The 16,212-nt window shown below is 52.6% G+C and carries 18 protein-coding genes; 5 read left to right on the top strand and 13 right to left on the bottom strand.

Translation table 11 applies throughout. The features are described 5' to 3' along the window. Positions 1 to 4 precede the first annotated feature (4 nt). From SynSYN20_RS14170 to SynSYN20_RS14150, 5 genes are all read right to left on the bottom strand, one after another. The gene (locus SynSYN20_RS14170) at positions 5 to 616 is read right to left on the bottom strand and encodes a diacylglycerol/polyprenol kinase family protein (protein ID WP_186525711.1); all 612 of its coding nucleotides are present in this window, start codon (positions 614 to 616) and stop codon (positions 5 to 7) included. 43 nt (positions 617 to 659) lie between these two features. Then, positions 660 to 1,682 carry an RpoD/SigA family RNA polymerase sigma factor gene (locus tag SynSYN20_RS14165; protein ID WP_186524189.1) on the bottom strand — a complete coding sequence of 341 codons (1,023 nt, stop codon included), beginning with the start codon at positions 1,680 to 1,682 and terminating at the stop codon, positions 660 to 662. A gap of 192 nt (positions 1,683 to 1,874) precedes the next feature. Then, positions 1,875 to 4,004, bottom strand: coding sequence for a polyphosphate kinase 1 (gene ppk1, locus SynSYN20_RS14160; RefSeq protein ID WP_255476298.1), 2,130 nt, complete (start codon positions 4,002 to 4,004; stop codon positions 1,875 to 1,877). Between the two features lie 60 nt (positions 4,005 to 4,064). Beyond that, positions 4,065 to 5,288 carry an MFS transporter gene (locus SynSYN20_RS14155; RefSeq protein ID WP_186524188.1) on the bottom strand — a complete coding sequence of 408 codons (1,224 nt, stop codon included), beginning with the start codon at positions 5,286 to 5,288 and terminating at the stop codon, positions 4,065 to 4,067. A 19-nt stretch (positions 5,289 to 5,307) separates the two neighbouring features. Continuing rightward, positions 5,308 to 6,381, bottom strand: coding sequence for an anthranilate phosphoribosyltransferase family protein (locus SynSYN20_RS14150; RefSeq protein WP_186525704.1), 1,074 nt, complete (start codon positions 6,379 to 6,381; stop codon positions 5,308 to 5,310). A 515-nt stretch (positions 6,382 to 6,896) separates the two neighbouring features. Here SynSYN20_RS14150 and cynS point away from each other — a divergent pair. Next, the gene (gene cynS / locus SynSYN20_RS14145; RefSeq protein WP_186524187.1) at positions 6,897 to 7,337 is read left to right on the top strand and encodes a cyanase; all 441 of its coding nucleotides are present in this window, start codon (positions 6,897 to 6,899) and stop codon (positions 7,335 to 7,337) included. Positions 7,338 to 7,391: 54 nt separating this feature from the next. On the opposite strand, the gene SynSYN20_RS14140 is transcribed toward cynS, so the two are convergent. The 4 genes from SynSYN20_RS14140 to SynSYN20_RS14125 form a co-directional block, all read right to left on the bottom strand. Then, positions 7,392 to 8,105 carry a HEAT repeat domain-containing protein gene (locus SynSYN20_RS14140; protein WP_186524186.1) on the bottom strand — a complete coding sequence of 238 codons (714 nt, stop codon included), beginning with the start codon at positions 8,103 to 8,105 and terminating at the stop codon, positions 7,392 to 7,394. Between the two features lie 11 nt (positions 8,106 to 8,116). Further along, positions 8,117 to 9,004: a formate/nitrite transporter family protein gene (locus SynSYN20_RS14135; protein ID WP_186525702.1), complete on the bottom strand. Its 888-nt coding sequence runs from the start codon at positions 9,002 to 9,004 to the stop codon at positions 8,117 to 8,119. Between the two features lie 278 nt (positions 9,005 to 9,282). Next, a complete protein-coding gene (locus tag SynSYN20_RS14130; protein WP_186524185.1) occupies positions 9,283 to 10,824 on the bottom strand; it encodes a ferredoxin--nitrite reductase in 1,542 nt (513 codons plus the stop codon). A gap of 221 nt (positions 10,825 to 11,045) precedes the next feature. Then, positions 11,046 to 11,189: a hypothetical protein gene (locus SynSYN20_RS14125; RefSeq protein WP_255444326.1), complete on the bottom strand. Its 144-nt coding sequence runs from the start codon at positions 11,187 to 11,189 to the stop codon at positions 11,046 to 11,048. Positions 11,190 to 11,285: 96 nt separating this feature from the next. On the opposite strand from SynSYN20_RS14125, the gene SynSYN20_RS14120 reads away from it, so the two are divergent. Beyond that, positions 11,286 to 11,918 carry a DNA mismatch repair protein MutS gene (locus SynSYN20_RS14120; RefSeq protein WP_255476297.1) on the top strand — a complete coding sequence of 211 codons (633 nt, stop codon included), beginning with the start codon at positions 11,286 to 11,288 and terminating at the stop codon, positions 11,916 to 11,918. Positions 11,919 to 11,929: 11 nt separating this feature from the next. After that, entirely contained in the window at positions 11,930 to 12,703 is a 774-nt protein-coding gene (cobA, locus tag SynSYN20_RS14115; protein ID WP_370586739.1) for a uroporphyrinogen-III C-methyltransferase, read from the top strand. A gap of 78 nt (positions 12,704 to 12,781) precedes the next feature. Here the strand turns inward: cobA and moaB are convergent, their stop codons facing one another. Continuing rightward, complete coding sequence (gene moaB / locus SynSYN20_RS14110; protein WP_186525700.1) at positions 12,782 to 13,312, bottom strand: molybdenum cofactor biosynthesis protein B; 531 nt, start codon at positions 13,310 to 13,312, stop codon at positions 12,782 to 12,784. Between the two features lie 59 nt (positions 13,313 to 13,371). On the opposite strand from moaB, the gene SynSYN20_RS14105 reads away from it, so the two are divergent. Both SynSYN20_RS14105 and SynSYN20_RS14100 read left to right on the top strand, forming a co-directional pair. Further along, positions 13,372 to 13,626 carry a MoaD/ThiS family protein gene (locus SynSYN20_RS14105; RefSeq protein WP_186524181.1) on the top strand — a complete coding sequence of 85 codons (255 nt, stop codon included), beginning with the start codon at positions 13,372 to 13,374 and terminating at the stop codon, positions 13,624 to 13,626. Next, positions 13,589 to 14,080: a molybdenum cofactor biosynthesis protein MoaE gene (locus SynSYN20_RS14100; RefSeq protein WP_186524180.1), complete on the top strand. Its 492-nt coding sequence runs from the start codon at positions 13,589 to 13,591 to the stop codon at positions 14,078 to 14,080. Before SynSYN20_RS14105 ends, SynSYN20_RS14100 begins: the two co-directional genes overlap by 38 nt. Here the strand turns inward: SynSYN20_RS14100 and glp are convergent. The 3 genes from glp to SynSYN20_RS14085 are packed head-to-tail and all read right to left on the bottom strand — an operon-like array spanning position 14,077 to position 16,119. Further along, positions 14,077 to 15,336: a gephyrin-like molybdotransferase Glp gene (gene glp / locus SynSYN20_RS14095; RefSeq protein ID WP_186525693.1), complete on the bottom strand. Its 1,260-nt coding sequence runs from the start codon at positions 15,334 to 15,336 to the stop codon at positions 14,077 to 14,079. The two genes, SynSYN20_RS14100 and glp, sit on opposite strands and share 4 nt — an antisense overlap. Beyond that, positions 15,320 to 15,796 carry a cyclic pyranopterin monophosphate synthase MoaC gene (gene moaC / locus SynSYN20_RS14090; protein WP_186524179.1) on the bottom strand — a complete coding sequence of 159 codons (477 nt, stop codon included), beginning with the start codon at positions 15,794 to 15,796 and terminating at the stop codon, positions 15,320 to 15,322. The genes glp and moaC overlap by 17 nt, the downstream gene beginning before the upstream one ends. A 2-nt stretch (positions 15,797 to 15,798) precedes the next feature. After that, the gene (locus tag SynSYN20_RS14085) at positions 15,799 to 16,119 is read right to left on the bottom strand and encodes a hypothetical protein (RefSeq protein WP_186524178.1); all 321 of its coding nucleotides are present in this window, start codon (positions 16,117 to 16,119) and stop codon (positions 15,799 to 15,801) included. Between the last annotated feature and the right edge of the window lie 93 nt (positions 16,120 to 16,212).

Genomic DNA, 16,212 nt, shown 5'->3' with positions numbered 1-16,212 from the left:
TTGATCAGGTCGTCATCCAGGTCCAACTCAAGGCCACTCCAAGGGGGACGGTCAGGTTGTCGATGCCCCAGAGGCTCAGTTGTTCGAGTCCCACAGCCAACGTGCAGACCGCTAACAGCCGCAGTGGTGTGAGTTGACTTTGGGTGATCAGCACTAAAGCGAGCAACACCACAGCACTGGTGATGGCCATCGTCGTTGTGCCGACGATGGACTTGCGCTGGTCTAAGAGCGTCCAGTTGGGGGAACGAACGGCGCGTCCAATCAGACCTGCCAGTCCATCTCCGAAGGCCATCACCAGCACTCCAGCACAGGCAGCAGCTGGATTGTCAGCCCAAAACAGGATCAGAAGCAAACAGATCGCGAAGCCATAGGCAACGGTCCCGTAACTGTTTCGGCCCACATCTTCCACTGCGGGTAGCAAGTTCCAGCGGTGATTGATGAAGGCGATCAGGGTGACCACCACAGCACAAGGAACCGCGATGGAGGCAGGCACCTGAAGAACCCAGGCGAGCGGCAAAACCGGGCCGGTGCCGATATGGACAATTTTTCGACTCAACTCGCGTTGGTTGGGCCAGCGTTGACGGCAGGCCAGAGCGCTGCCGAGAACACCAGCCATCCAGAGGGCGATGAGCAACAGAGATGGCAGGGGCAAATACGACTCAGGCAGCCTGCTGATGATTGGTCATCGTGCGCAATTTCAAAATGGCTTTGGATTCGAGTTGGCGTACCCGTTCGCGCGACACATTGATTTGACGACCAATTTCGGCAAGGGTGAGCGGCTCTTCCCCACCAAGGCCAAACCGTAAACGCAGGATTTTTTGTTCGCGTTCATTGAGCTGGGAGAGCCAGCCGCCCAGATGCTCCTTCTGAATGCTGCGATCCATGCCTTCCATCGGCTCATCGCCGTTTGGATCTGGGATCAGTTCTCCAAGGGTGCTGCGATCTTCTTCGCCACGGGCGTGAGCATCCAGGGAGGCACAGGGAGCACTTTGAGCGATGAGCTCTTCTAGATCTCTCGGTTCAATGCCCATGGCATGGGCCAACTCCAAGCGGTTCGGTTGACGCCCGAAACGATGGGAGAGCTCCCGGGTGATCTTGCGCATTTTCGACAGCTTTTCACTGATGTGAATCGGCAGGCGGATCGTGCGCGCACTGTTGTCAATCGCCCGTGTCATGCCTTGACGAATCCACCAGTAGGCGTAAGTCGAAAACTTGTAACCCATGGCTGGGTCAAATTTGTCGACAGCACGCTCAAGTCCGATGGCTCCTTCCTGAACGAGGTCGAGCAGTTCGAGGCCTTGGTTTTGGTATTTCTTGGCGACACTCACCACCAACCTGAGGTTGGCAGCCATCATCCGATCGCGTGCTCTCTTCCCCATCCGGATGCGATGGCGTTGCTTAGGTGTGCGGTCTTCTTCTTGAATGTCAAGCAGTGCTTTCATGGCTTGCACATGGTGTGCAAGCTCAATTTCTTCGGCAGCTGTTAGGAGTGGTACACGCCCAATACTGCTTAAGTAATGACCTATTGAATCTGTGGCTAAACGTCCACTTGAACGATTCCCTTTGCTCGAAGTTGTGCCACTTGAGCGATTGGCTGCACCGCGACGACTAGCCGCTGGCAATAAAGGTTCCAGAGAAGTGCCCATAGAGGCATCTTTTTTGGACTTCAGAGGGATCCCCATCACCCTGATCTCCTAATTAATTTGGCTGAAACTTAGCACTTGGTCGAGAGATGGACTTCCTCAATGCTGAAGCCTTTGTGAAGGCTTTCTGAGAGCTTTCTGAAATTCATGATTTTGATCAAATGGGGGTATCAAGTGCTACGAAGATTTAAAATTATTTTATTATTTGTTTTGATTTGATTTTAAAAATGGCTAAGAATTTAGTCGAACTAAAGCGCTTCCTTTCCAGTCATCGATTAGCTGCAATTGGGAGTTGCGCTCTTCTCCTTCGGGATTCCGCTGAATGAAAGATCCGTCAGGCTGCATGTCCCATGCCCCTCTGTTGTCGCTTAAGTAGCGCTCAAGTAGGCGCTCGAGCTGTGCTCTTAGCTCTGGTTCTTCAATGGGCACAACCGCTTCGACGCGTCGGTCAAGATTGCGTGGCATTAAGTCGGCGCTTCCGATGAAGACCTCCGCTTCGCCGCCGTTGTTAAACCAAAAGATGCGCGAATGCTCTAAGAAGCGGCCAATGATGCTTACCACTTTGATGTTGTCGCTAATGCCTTCAAGGCCGGGGTAGAGGCTGCACATCCCTCTGATGATTAATTGGATCGTGACTCCGGCTTGAGATGCTTCATACAAAAGAGCAATGATTCCGGGATCCACCAGAGAATTCATTTTTGCTTTGATCGATCCACCACGTCCCTGTTGGGCATGTTCGATTTCACGCCGAATCAATTGCTCCATTCCCTTTCTTAAGGAGACAGGAGCAACAAGTAGTTTGCGGAAGCTTTGTTGTTTGGAGAAACCGGTTAGGTAGTTAAACAACTCCACAAGGTCTTGGCCGAGTTCTGGTCGTGCTGAAAGCAGGCCTATATCGGTGTAAAGACGAGAGGTTTTGGAGTTGTAGTTGCCAGTTCCGATATGGACGTAGCTGCGCAGGCGTTCTTTCTCTTTGCGAACGACCAGAACAATCTTGGTATGTGTTTTGAGGCCAATCACGCCATAAACCACATGCACACCTGAGCGCTCAAGATGCTTGGCCCATTGAATATTGTTGTCTTCATCGAAGCGGGCTTTGAGCTCTACCAGGGCCATCACCTGCTTTCCATTTTCTGCTGCACGGATGAGTGCTGCGATGATCGGGGAATCTTTGGACGTGCGGTAGAGGGTCATCTTGATCCCCATGACGAGGGGATCGTCTGCCGCTTGATTGATGAATTCCTCTACCGATGTGGAAAACAAGTCGTAAGGGTGATGGAGGAGAACATCGCGGCGACGCACGACTGAGAAAATGCTTTCGAACTCCTCTTCCTTGATCGAGCCGTCTTCCAACATGCCTCTTTGAGCGCGGCTGAGGACGGCGGGAGTTTGACCTGAATGGGTGGCGTCTTTGAGGTGAGGGAGCGGCAGGCCCATCAAGCCGAAGAGATCATCGAGGCCCAGAGGTCCATTCACTCTGTAGAGGTCTTCTTCAACAACAGACATGCCGTCCATCAACATCTCAATGACGTCTTGCGGTGTGTCGCCAGCAACCTCTAGGCGGACCACTTCCCCCCCCATCCGTCGCTTTCGCAGGCCTTGTTCGATCGCGATCATGAGATCGTCGGCTTCAAGGTCTCGTAGCTCCAGGTCTGCATCCCTGGTGACCCGGAAAAAGTAATGGCCTTCGATGCTCATTCCTGGAAAGAGCAGGCTGAGATTGAAGGCAATCACCTGTTCAAGAGGCACTGCCGTATGCAACGGCTTGGCATCAGGGCCGCTCAGCTCAATCGGAATCGAGACAAAGCGAGGAAGGATCTTCTGGGGAACCTTCACACGAGCCAGTTGGCGTTGGCCCGACTCTGGGTCGTGGATCAGGGCGGCCACGTTGAGGCTGAGATTGCTAACGAAGGGAAAGGGATGGGCAGGATCCACCGCTAGGGGCGTTAAGACCGGAAAAATCGCCGTTTGAAAGAAGTTGTCCACCCAGTCGCGTTGGGCGTTGTTTAGTTGTTCGTAATTGAACAGAAACACTCCATAGTCTTCAAGGCCCACGCGGAGGTGGTTGAGGTAGTGCTTCTGCTGGGCTTCCAGCAGCTCTGAGAGCTGGTTGCGAATCTCATGGAGCTGCTCCCGAGGGGTTCGCCCGTCTTCACTCTGTTTGTCGATGCCGGCCTCAACCTGAGACTTCAAGGACGCCACGCGCACCATGAAAAACTCATCGAGATTGTTGCTGAAAATGGCGCTGAATTTGGCCTGTTCCAACAACTGCGTTCTTTGGTCGAGCGCTTGAGCTAAAACGCGCCTGTTGAAAGCGATCCAGCTGAGCTCCCGATTGATGTAGAGATTCCCGGGAAGCATGACGCCGCTTATCAATGGTCTAGAGCACAGTGCTCGCAATGGAAAGGTAGCAATCGTGCGTCAGCCTGTGGTGTGTTCAAGGGGACTGCGGGTCACCAAGAGCAGCACGACCACCAGCAATCCTGCGCTTCCAAAGAACGGACTGGTTTGACCAAGGAGGTCGTAGGCCACTCCAGCCAGCGGTGGTCCTAAAAAACTACCAAGACTCTGCAGTGCTTGCAGGCTGCCAAGAGCAGCGCCTTGTCCTTCATTGCTGAGACGCCGAGACACGAGGCTGCGAAGGCTTGGGGTGACAAGACCTGTGCCGCTGGCCAAAATCGCCACCGCTGTGAACACTCCGACCCTGGCTTGTTCTGGATTGGTGCTGGGGATCAGCAAGCAGCCGGCGATCACCAACCCGAGACCGATCAGCGTGAGTTTCCACTCCCCAAAACGTTTCACCAACGGACCGATCAGTCCACCCTGGACGACGGTGGCAACCACCCCCACAATCAAAAAGGCCGTGGTAGCGAGCTCTGGGCCCCAGTTGAATCGTTGCTTGAAATAGAGCACCAGGATTGCGGTGAAGCCATTGAAGGCAAGAAAAAATAGAAAAAAGCCCAAGGCCAGACGCCCGACGGCTGGGTTGCCAATCACTCGCGCGATTTGAGCGAAGGGGTTGAGCTCCCGTTTGCGGGGAAGAACGCGGCGCTCTGACACCGGATGGGTTTCAGGAAGCAGCGTGAGAACAACAACGAGGTTGAGGACGGCGAAGCCGGTGGCCACCCAGATCGGCACCGTGACGGCAATCCGGGCCAATTGGCCCCCGAGAAAGGGCCCGATAATGAATCCAAGGCCGAAGGCCACTCCGATCAGTCCGAAGGCGCGTGCGCGTTTCTCCGGTGGTGTGATGTCTGCGAGTACGGCGCCTGCCGTGGCGGCTGTTCCACCGCTTACCCCATCGATCAGACGGGCTCCAAACAGAAGAAAGAGGGGCAACACAGCACCAGCAGGCCAGTTATGGCTCAAGGTGATGGCGAAGACTCCTAGGCCCAGAACGGAACCACTCACGCAGATGGCGATCACGGGCCTGCGACCGAAGCGATCACTCAGGGCTCCGATTAACGGAGTTGCTGCAAATTGCGCGAGGGCGTAACTGCCAGCTAATAACCCAAGGGTGCGACCGTCGGCATTGAACGATGCCAACAGAAATGGCAGCAATGGAAAAACAATGCTTTCGCTCAGTCGGTCATTGAGCAGCGTGAGAAACGCACTTAATAACGTTGGAACGTGAGGACGGCGCACGTTCGATCGAGGCGGTTATTCACCTTCCCACAGATGCTCGCCACGCGATCAGTTTCTCTAGGGCTGTGGTGCCTACTCCATTGGATTGCATGGTTTGGGCTTTCTCCACGCCGTCCTCCAAGCTTTTGCTCAGTCCGCTTAACCAGAGGTAACAGCCTGTGTTCCAACGCAAAGACTGAGCCATGGGCCCTCGCCCTAGAAGTGCCTCTTTGGCGTGCGTAGCCCAGGCCTCCTCCGATTCCCAGCGGGGGTCATCTCCGAAGCAGCCATGGTCCCGGGGATGAACGATGTGTCGTTCGGGTTCCCCTGAGTTTTGGATCCGAGCCGTGATTCCGGCTCGACTGACAGGGAGGTCTGTTCCGCCTTCTAAGCCTTTTACGGTGATGACGTCCTTTTCTCCGGCTAGTTCTAAGGCTTGCCAGGCTCGGCTTTCCGTTGGCGGATGCACAAAGCCACTGACAAGGAGGTGGTGTCCTTGGTGTGCGGTCCAGAGCAGCTCGGCGCTTGCTAGTGGAGGGCGTTTCCCGAGATCATCCCGAGCGGGCAGCAGAGCCTCTCCGAGGGGGAAGTGTTCCGGTTGATAAATGAGGGCAAGACCATGCCGGTTGAATCCTGTTTGAACATCGTTGATGGAGAGTCCGTTCAGGTTGAGCCCGATGGAAGCGAACAGTTCTAAGGCTGTAATTCCAAATTTCACCGGCATTCGCTTCCCACCCTGCAAGACCACAGGTTGTCCCGACCCCACCAACAACAAGGTGGTTAAGGGGTAAATCGGTGCCGTGCGAGATCGACCGTCAAAGGGCATGCCAAAACAGATCGGCCGGCGTTGATCGGGTTCACTGAGAAGACAAGGCCCGAGACGTTTATAGGTGTCGAGCATTCCGGTGAGCTCTTGAGGCTCAGGCCGGCGAATGCGATGGGCGATCAAAAAGGCGCCAATTTGAACGTCTGACGCTCCTCCCGTGAGCATCAACTCCATGGCCTCATCGGCTTCGCTTCGAGTCAACCCTTTGCTGGTGTGCTCTCCACTGCCAATTTTGCGTAGCAATTGCTTGAAAGATGCACGCTTCTTGGCTTCTGGAGACATTTCCATTGATATCACCGGAACCGAAGGAGATCGTTCCGCAGAATTATCCCCTTCGGCGGTAGTCATTGATACCGGATCTTTTTATTTAACTCGAGGTTTGGCTCCTGCATAAGCCTGCATAGCTTCCATGGAGTGGGTGGGATGGATGCTGTCGCCCTTCGGCGTAATAGAGACGTTCAATGAGCAGGTTTGGAAATGTTTGACGAACAAAAGCTGGAGTCACTGACAAAGAGTCGCTCACTAGGATGCCATTAATACTTTTAAAGACTTGATTCAGGAATTGATTGAACCGATTCGCGAAAGAGGATAGAAACATGAGTACGACCTAGCCATCAACTCTTCAATGATGCGCTCTTCCTCTCATTCGTTCTGTCACCGATGCTTCTATTGGTTGTTCTGGGATTAAGAATTGGTAGCCAATGCATCGGTTTTGGGTCTTGATCTTGTAGATGATCCACTCACTGCTGAGTGGCTCCGTAAGGCTTGCTGATCTCTAGTAGTTCATTTATTCTTCTTTTTACATGACAACGACGGTTACTGCTTCGCTCATGGCAGCAAAAAAGGCTAAGGGGCTTTCTTTTGCTGATCTAGAAGCGGCCCTTGGGCTCGATGAAGTTTGGATTGCTTCCCTCTTTTATGGACAGGCCACCGCATCCCCTGAAGAAGCAGAGAAATTAGCAACTTTGTTGGCTCTAGATCCAGCCATTACCGCTGCACTGCAAGAGTTTCCAACGAAAGGAAGTCTCGATCCCGTCATTCCTGTAGATCCATTGATCTATCGCTTCTATGAAATCATGCAGGTTTATGGAATGCCCATGAAAGATGTCATCCAGGAAAAGTTTGGCGATGGAATTATGAGTGCTATTGATTTTACTTTGGATGTGGATAAGGTTGAAGATCCAAAGGGTGATCGGGTGAAAATCACGATGTGTGGAAAATTCTTACCCTATAAAAAATGGTGAGTTTTTGATCTCATTTAAGTAAGAGCCCGGCACGATCGGGCTTTTTTATATCCTTTAATATTGCTGTTGAAGCTGACGCCTCGCTTGCGTGCGTCGCTCTGGGTTGGTGAGTTCTGCGCTCAGTAACTTCAATGCAAGTTTGCTGTGAGTTGTGGCCATGCATCCTAAGGCTCTTAAAGCAGCCTCAGCAGCTGCATCGGATCCTTCTTGGACCAAAGTTGTTAGCCTGTCGCTAATAATAATGTCGTCTCGTCGCTGCAGTAAACGTATGCAAGCGATGACGACAGGATCACGCCAATCTTGCAGAGCGGGTTCACATAACTGCAGCAATTCAAGCGATTGAAGTTGATGAGATTTGAAGCCAAGAAGATTAAGGCCTGCGAGCCGTTGTGCTTGGCCAGGTAATTGCAAAATATGCTCAAATTGAGACAGAGTGAGTTCTGCACCCCAGCAACTCAGTGCGTTGAGCAATAAGGCATCAGGATCATTGGATTGATTCAGTTGTGTGAGCAACCAATCCTTTGCTTCAGGTTGATGACAGAGCCCGGCGGCATGGATTAATTCAGGACGAATTCCGTAGTGTTGGATCAGGGTTTGGATGATTGGCCAGCCTGTTTCCGCCAACATTCCTAAACGCTCAGCCACCGCAAAACGGAGTTCATCAGAAAGGCTGGGAGAGAAAATCTCTCCCAGCCAGGTTGGATTCAAGGGAATCTTCCGTGCATTGGCTAGCCGATCCCAGAGGGTGGCTTCATCAATGGCACTCATGGAGTTCAAAATTAGCGGGCACCAAGCTCAGCAGCCAGTTCACGTTCCAGTTTTTCGTCATGCTCTGTGGGAAGCACATCGGAAATTTTGGTGCGGTGAGTGCTGTAAAAGAGCATGCCAATAAATACCATACCTCCAACAACATTCCCCAGCGTGACTGGGAGGAAATTCCAGAAGATCACTTTGTAGAACGGAACGCCTGAACCGAGGATTGGTCCAGCTGTATGCAGGAATTGATTCACAACAATGTGTTCCATGCCCATTGTTTGGAAGGCCGTAATCGGCAACCAGCAGGCCAGCAATTTGCCGGGAACACTTTTGCTCACAAGAGCCATCGTGACGCCGAGGCACACCAACCAGTTTGCAACAACTCCACGCAAGAAAGCCAAGAAGAAACCCATGCTTCCGAGGGCTTCGTACTTTTTCACAACGTTGATCTGATTCAGAGCAACAATCTTTTGAGCCACAAGATCCCAAATGGGTGGACCTACGTTCTCAGCAGCAGCATCCATGCTGCCGCTGGTGAGGCTGATGGCCATGATGATCGCCACAACGAGCGTGCCGATGAAATTGCCAATCCAGACCCATGTCCAATTTCGGAATGTTGCTTTCCAGCTACATTTGCCGGCCCATGTTGCCATCGGTAGCAACGCGAAGTTTCCAGTGACTAACTCCATCCCGAACAGGACGATGCTGGCAAAACCAAATGGGAATAGAAGAGATCCCACAAATGGCAGTTTCGTAAGGATTCCTACTGTGAGGGCCAGGATGACGGCAAGACCAAGAATGGCGCCAGAATAAAAGCCACGGATCAGCAGATTTTTAATGCTGACAGTTGCTTTCTTGCCGCCGGCTAAAATCATGCCGTCGACGAGTTCATTAGGTAGGACGTAGTCCATCTGGGACGCTGTTGCGCTCATGATTGGGTTTTAGTAAATGAAAAAGGAATCAACCGCTAACGCGATTCATGAAGCGTGAAAAAACATCTTGTTGCTGTGGGGATACAGAAACTGGTTCTTTGTCTTTGCCACTTGCGCTGAGCCAATTGACAAAGCGCGATAGGAAATCACCTTTGAAAGTCATTGTAAAATGAATAAAAGTTTGATTTTAAATGCGTTGAACAATGGCTTCAAAACAAAGCGCCACGGTTTGACGTCGTAGATCTAATTCGTTTTGTTTAAGCCCGAGGCTTTGCTCCGAATTGTTCGATCAGCACCTGTCGAAGAACGTTTTGAATGTCTTCTGCAGGGATTGCCTTTTGCTGGACTTCGCCGATCTGAGGGTTTTCACCTTGAGATCCCCCGATGCTCAGGGTGTAGCCCTCACCCATTTCGCCTTTGCTGTTTTTCGCCTTGGTGCCTGTTAGCCCGATCGCACCCATAAAGGCTTGGCCGCAGGTATTGGGGCAACCGGTCCAATGGATCTTCAGCTCTTCGGGTAATTCGAGATCTGCATCGAGTTGTTTGGCAACGGCAAGGGCTTGGTCCTTGGTGTTGGTGAGACCAAAGCTGCAGTAGGTGTTTCCCGTGCAGGAGACCGTGCCAGCGGCGATGACACCTGGTTCAAGAGGGAAGCGTTGCAACAACGGATCTGCTTTGAAGCGATCCAGATTGGCTGTTGAAAGACCCACGATGATCACGTTTTGGTCCTCTGTTAGGCGAATTTCACCAGTCCCGTAATCAAGACTTGCTGTTGCCAAGTCGTGCAGATCGGTGGCCGTGAGTCGTCCAACACTCACATGCAGTCCTGCGAAAAACTCATCTGCATTTTTTTGTGGGTGGATTCCGTAGTGAGAACGAGGAGTGTCGTTAAAAACTGAGCCTGGATCCTCTGTGAGCGGACCAAAGAGGCCTTCCACTTCACTTCTGAACGCGTCGATGCCGAGCTGGTCGAGATACATGCGGAAGCGCCCTTTCGGTCGCTTGTCCCGCTCGCCGTTGTCCCGCCAGAGGCGAATGACGCAATCGGTCATTTTGCAAATCTCATCCTGCTTCACCCAAGCATTAAGGGGAATGGCATAAGCATTCATTTGTGATGAGAGGATCCCTCCGACCCATACGCCGAAACCCAAAACACCATCTCGTTCAACAGGGTGAAAGACGATGTCGTTGTGGAGTAGAAAGTTATCTTTTGCCCCAGCAACCGCTGTATTCCATTTTCGAGGGAGGTTGGAGAACTCTGGATTTCCTTCGCAATGGTTTGTCAGAAAGTCCTGAAGTTCAGTAGTGAAAGGGCGTGTATCGATGATTTCGTTTGGATCAATGCCTGCAAGTGGGTTTCCAGTTACATTCCTTGGGTTGTCAAAGCCTGATTGGATTGAGCTCAGTCCAACGTCCTTCAGTCGCTTGAGAATATCTGGTAAATCATTCAGTAGGACGCCACGCAGCTGTAGGTTTTGGCGTGTTGTGATGTCGCAGCTTCCATTCTCGCCGTAACGCTCCACGATTGAAGCTACAACTCGAAGCTGTCGATGATTAATGACGCCATTGGGGACTCGCAAGCGAAGCATGAACTTGCCTGGTGTTTTGGGACGCCAAAACATTCCATACCATTTTAAGCGAAGCTGAAGATCGGTTTCATCAACCTCTTCCCAACCAATTCTTGCAAACTCTTCAATCTCATTGCCAACTAGTAAGCCATCCTTTGCTGCTTTGTTCTGCTCAATTTTATTGAGCTTCTTGTTTTCTAGGAATGGTCTTGTGGGGACTTGAATGCTCATAGTGCTGATGCCCTGGTACAGGAATTCGTCAGTTAGCGAGATTTCCAGCACATCAGAAGTGTTCGTGCTGAGAAAAGGTTTATAGCGATCTGTGGCGTAATCTTTCGGTATCGGTTGGAACCAAATCAGCGTCTACGGACTCGCATTTTTGTTTGATTTGCTACAAAGAAGTTCTGCAGTTTCTGGCTCGATTAACCCCTCCTTAACGGCAAAGAATTGAATCAGTATTGGCGGCCTATTTCTCCGATCCAGCGAACGGCTCCATGGCGGATCATGGACCAAACCCTTGCCATGGCCGCTAAATCGCGATCAAAATCATTTTTAAATTGCTGTGGTGCTCGGTTCCTGCGAGCAGTTGACTGCATGGGAGCGCGAGAATGCCTTCTGCGGTAGTTAGTCATGCATGCATGAATGAAAACCACCTGACTAGATCAGTTCCAGGGGCTTCAGATCCGTGGCCGTTGTTACGGAAACGTGGCGAATTGGGTGGTGGAACTGCCCTTCGTCTTGTGATCCATGGACGTTCAGGTGGATTGATATCCCCTTGCTTGCAGCAGATTGTGGATGCTGTGGCTGAGCGCCGAACGGCCCCAGTTGAATTGGAAGTGCTGACTGCAGAGCATCCATCGCCAGTGCAGTGCGATTGCCAGTGGCTTGTCCCTCTGCTCCTGCTACCTGGCAGTCATGCATGCAGTGACGTGCCGCTGATTCGTGAGCGCTTGAAGGCTGAGGGCGTTGTTGTGAAGTCGCTTCCTTTTCTTGGCGCCTGGAATTGTTGGTGGGTGCTGATGGCGCGTTGGATTGAGGATGTTGCCGCTAAAAACGCTTCTCTGGCGCTGGTTCATCATCCATTGAGGCCAGGGCTGTCTGATCGTTTCCTAGCTTCAATTCAGCATCGCTTTGACTTGCCTGTGGTGCCCTTTGATGCTTGGGACCAGTTTGCTAGTGACCATCCCAATGTGGTTCCATTACCTCTCTCCTTGGCTCCCAATCGGATGTCTGAGGCGTTGCGTCAGGCTGGTGGTCTGCCATCCCTCCTTGAAGATCCCCAGCTTCGGCAGGGACTGATTCATTGTCTTGCCCTATTGCCGTGACTGACTCGACCATGACGGGCACTGTGTACCTCGTTGGAGCTGGACCAGGCGATCCCGATCTCCTCACCGTTAAGGCGCATCGCCTACTGCAGTGTTGCGATGCCCTCGTCTACGACTCCCTGGTTCCCAGTGAGGTCCTTAATCTCGTTCCAGACTCCTGTGAACGTCACTTTGTCGGCAAACGCCGCGGTCACCATTCCGTGCCTCAGCCCAGTACGAATTCAGTTCTCGTTGCGTTGGGTCAGCGCCATCAAACGGTCGTGCGCTTGAAAGGTGGAGATCCCTTCCTGTTTGGCCGTGGTGGAGAGGAAGCAGCCCATCTGGTTTCCCATGGCATTGCTGTTGAGGTTGTGCCTGGCGTGACGGCCGGGATTGCGGCTCCCGCTTATTCCGGAATACCGGTGACGCACCGACGAGCAGGCTCGTCGGTCACCTTCGTGACCGGTCATGAGGAGATCGACAAGCGTCGTCCATCTGTGAATTGGCGTGCTCTTGCCAAAGCGAGTGATGGCTTAGTGATTTATATGGGTTTGCATAATTTGCCGCGAATTGCCGAGGAATTGATGGCCGGTGGTCTTGATGGGGACACCCCTGTCGCTGTTGTTCAACAGGGCACAGTCGCTGGTCAGCGTTGCTTGAAAGCACCCTTACGTGAAGTGGCAGCCGCGACTCGGACTGAAAAATTTGCCTCTCCTTCGATTGTTGTTGTGGGAGACGTGGTCAACCATCAAGTGGAGGCTTGTGCACCTGAGCCCGCGGCGGTCACCATGCCGATTCCGTTTTGAATTCTGTGCCTTTGGAGCAGAGACCACGTAGAGCTTTGAGGAGTCCCAACGACTGAATCAGGATTCACAGATCTAAATTCACTGATCTGGATTCACTGGTGCTCTCCAGGATGCTTCTCGTAGTCGAGGCAAAAGTTGTACGAGATTGCATGGACGCGTGTTCGCGTCTAATTGGCTGGAGATCAATCGGTCCCAAGCCGTTTGAACGGCATCTAATGAACCAGGGAGCACGAAGACGATGGTTCCGTTGGCAACGCCTGCTAGGCATCGACTTTGTAACGTGCTGCTCCCAATGCTCTCGTAGGAAAGAACGCGGAACAGTTCACCAAAACCGTCGATGGTTTTGTCCAGCAACGGGGCAATCGCTTCTGGGGTCCCATCTCGGCCGGTCAGGCCTGTTCCGCCGCTTGTGATCACCACATCAACGCTTGGATTGGCAATCCATTGACTGAGTTCTGAACGGATCTGATAGCGATCATCAGGGCAGATCCGCCGATCATTGAGTTGATGGCCTGCTGCCGTCAAACGTTGTTCGAGTGCATCACCGCTGGTGTCTTCCGCCCTGGTGCGTCGGTCGGAAATGGTGAGGAGTGCAATTGAGAGGGCCAGCTCCAGAATCGCGGATGCAAGATAACGCTAGAACGAAGCAGGTCTTGCAGGTGTTCGCTATGACGAAATCTCCGGAGAGAACACTCCAGGTGTTGTTGTTTGCTTCGCTTCGAGATCAGGCTGGTTGGGATGAACAGTGTGTTTTGCTTCCTGACCAAGATGTTGTAACGGCTGAGGATATTTGGCATCAATTGAACCTGGGACCTCGTCCGGCGTCTGTTCAGATTTCGATTAATCAGCGGTTGGTGAATGCGCTTACCCCTGTCCAAAAAGGGGATGAAGTTGCCTTCCTTCCACCCTTTACTGGAGGCTGAAGGGTTGACACAAAAACGAGAAATAACTATTGAGATTTACAGCCAACCCTTCGATCCTTGGATTCAGTTGTCTGAATGGTCATCGACTGCTGCTGCTTCAGCCTCATTCTGTGGACATGTTCGAGCTGTTGATGAACATGGGAGTTCGCTAGAAGCGCTTGAGCTCACGCACTATCCAGGACTGTGCGAAAGCTTGATCCGTGAGAATGCGCAAAGGTTATTGACGGTGCATGGAGCAACTGCAGCGCTTGTGATTCATCGGGTTGGACGCTTATCGCCCCATGAGGTCATCGTGCTTGTGGCTGTTGAGGCTGATCGCCGTGGCCCTGCACAACGTTGTTGCATGGCATTGCTGGAAGCGATTAAGTATGAGGCCCCTTTCTGGAAAAAAGAGTGGAGGAACGGACAAGGCTCGTGGGTTAGTGGAAATACGCCACTTTCATCCTCTTCTTAGAGGAGGCGGGATCGTATGAGTTGCGCCCAAAGACTCTCACCGGCTTTTAACTCTCCTGTTTGTGCCGGAATCTCTAGCAATAGATCGCTCTGAACCAGGGAGCCAATGCGGGATGAGGCTTGAGAATCGCTAACCCGCGCCATCAGCTCTCCGTTGGCATTGACCTCCAAGCGAGCGCGGGCTAGTTCGGGGCGTCCAGGCCGGCGAGCCAAAGCGTTGGCCAGCTTGACTTTGACGCGTGGGAAGAACTCAGTCTCCTGTTGACCCTCCAAGATCTGTAAGGCTGGCCAGAGCAGTTGTAGGGCGGTGATCGCCGCAGCAACAGGGTTTCCAGGAAGGCCAAAGAAAGGCACGGTCCCGTCCTGGCTTTTGATGTGGCCGAAGGCAAAGGGACGTCCCGGCTTCAGAAACAGTTTCCAGAAACTCACTTGCCCTAATTCGTTCACAAGCGCTCGGATCCAGTCACTGTCTCCTGCTGAAATCCCTCCCGTGCTCACCACAACATCACAGGTCTTGCTGAGCTCAGTTAAAGCTCGCCGCAACGCTTCTGGTTGATCGGGAACCACGCATTTCGTATGCACCTCTTGGTGGAGACTGTTCAGGATCGCCTCAAGCAGGGTGCTATTGCTTTCCCATATGGCTCCTGCCCGTCGCTCTAGCCCTGCTGGCACGAGCTCATCACCGCTGATCAGGAGACCAATGCGAGGTTTGCGATGGACTTGAAGCGTGGCTACACCACAACCTGCTAGACGTCCAAGCTGGGAAGGCGTTAAGCGCTGGCCTTGATTGAGCAATCGATCTCCGGCTTTGCATTCTTCCTCTGCGGCTCGGATCCAGGGTTGATTCGAGACTTCAGCAGCCAAGGTCAGTTGCGTTTGGCTGGTCTCCACACATTCCTGTGGCAAGACCCAGCCTGCTCCTTCTGGGAGGGGGGCTCCGGTCAAAATACGGATGGCTTCACCAGCGTTTAAGACCTGATTAAACGGAGAGCCAGGGGCTGATCGACCTTGCAGGGCCCATTGTTGGCCGACTGTCGGTTGATGGTGTTGCCCTAAGGCATACCCGTCCATGATCGAAGCTCGGAATCCTGGGATCGAGGCAGGAGCGTTGATTGACTTGGCATTGACGCGCCCAAGCGCCTCATCAAGAGGCACGGTTGCTAACGCCTTGATTGGGCTGATGTCTGAGAGAAGACGATGTCTGGCTTCGCTAAGAGGTAACCCTTCGCGTCCATAGGGCTCAACGGGACCAGGCACCGTTTCGACCTCCATCTTTATGGATGAGAGCGATCTGACCCAAGGTCATCCCTGGATCAATGGACTTGAGCATGTCGTAGAGCGTGAGTAATCCAATGGACACTGCTGCCATGGATTCCATCTCCACACCCGTGCTGTTTGTTGTGCTGCACCGGCAGCACAGGATGAGTCCCGGTAGTGAGGAATCCTGTTCAATCGTGACCTCCACACCACTGAGTGGTAACTGGTGGCAAAGGGGAATCAGTTCCCAGGTCCGTTTTGCCGCCTGTATTGCAGCGACTCGCGCAACAGCAAGGAGATCACCTTTCGGTGTGTTGCCGGAACGGATCAGTTCCAGCGTGGTTGGCTGCATTTGAAGGCAGCCCCTAGCGGTTGCTTCGCGTTTCGTTGGAAGGCGATCACCCACGTCAACCATGTGAACTTCACCTGCTGTGTTGAGGTGAGTGAGGCCTTCTTCCATGTTCAGCGGTTTCCTAAGGCAGACCAAAGTGTTGCTTCAGATCCCACAACTGGATCCACTACGGCTTTTGGCGATGCGTTGATGGCCGGTGATGACGAAGGTTGCTCAACCAACTCGCTGCGGGATCCCATATCGGCCCAGAGGGTGGCTGGTGAAGCAATCACTGGCTCCACTTGTGCACTGGGTCTAGTGCCGTCGATCGCAACCCCGCCTTGACTGCGCACCATTTGTACTGCGAGTGAGCCAACAATGAAGGCTCCTAGAAAGCCCGTCGCTATTGCGATTTGGCTGCGATTTCCTGTAGAGACGATCCCAGAGTTCATGCCTAAATCGAAGAATTCAGACTCTCACTATGGAAACGTGTTGAGTGAATCGCTACCAAATGAAGCAAAAGCTCCAGGATAATTCACATTCTT

Origin of the sequence: Synechococcus sp. SYN20, from assembly GCF_014279555.1 — a bacterium.
Classification (GTDB): domain Bacteria; phylum Cyanobacteriota; class Cyanobacteriia; order PCC-6307; family Cyanobiaceae; genus Synechococcus_C.
Note: the sequence above shows the minus strand (reverse complement) of the source record. Positions and strands in the feature narration are given on the sequence as shown.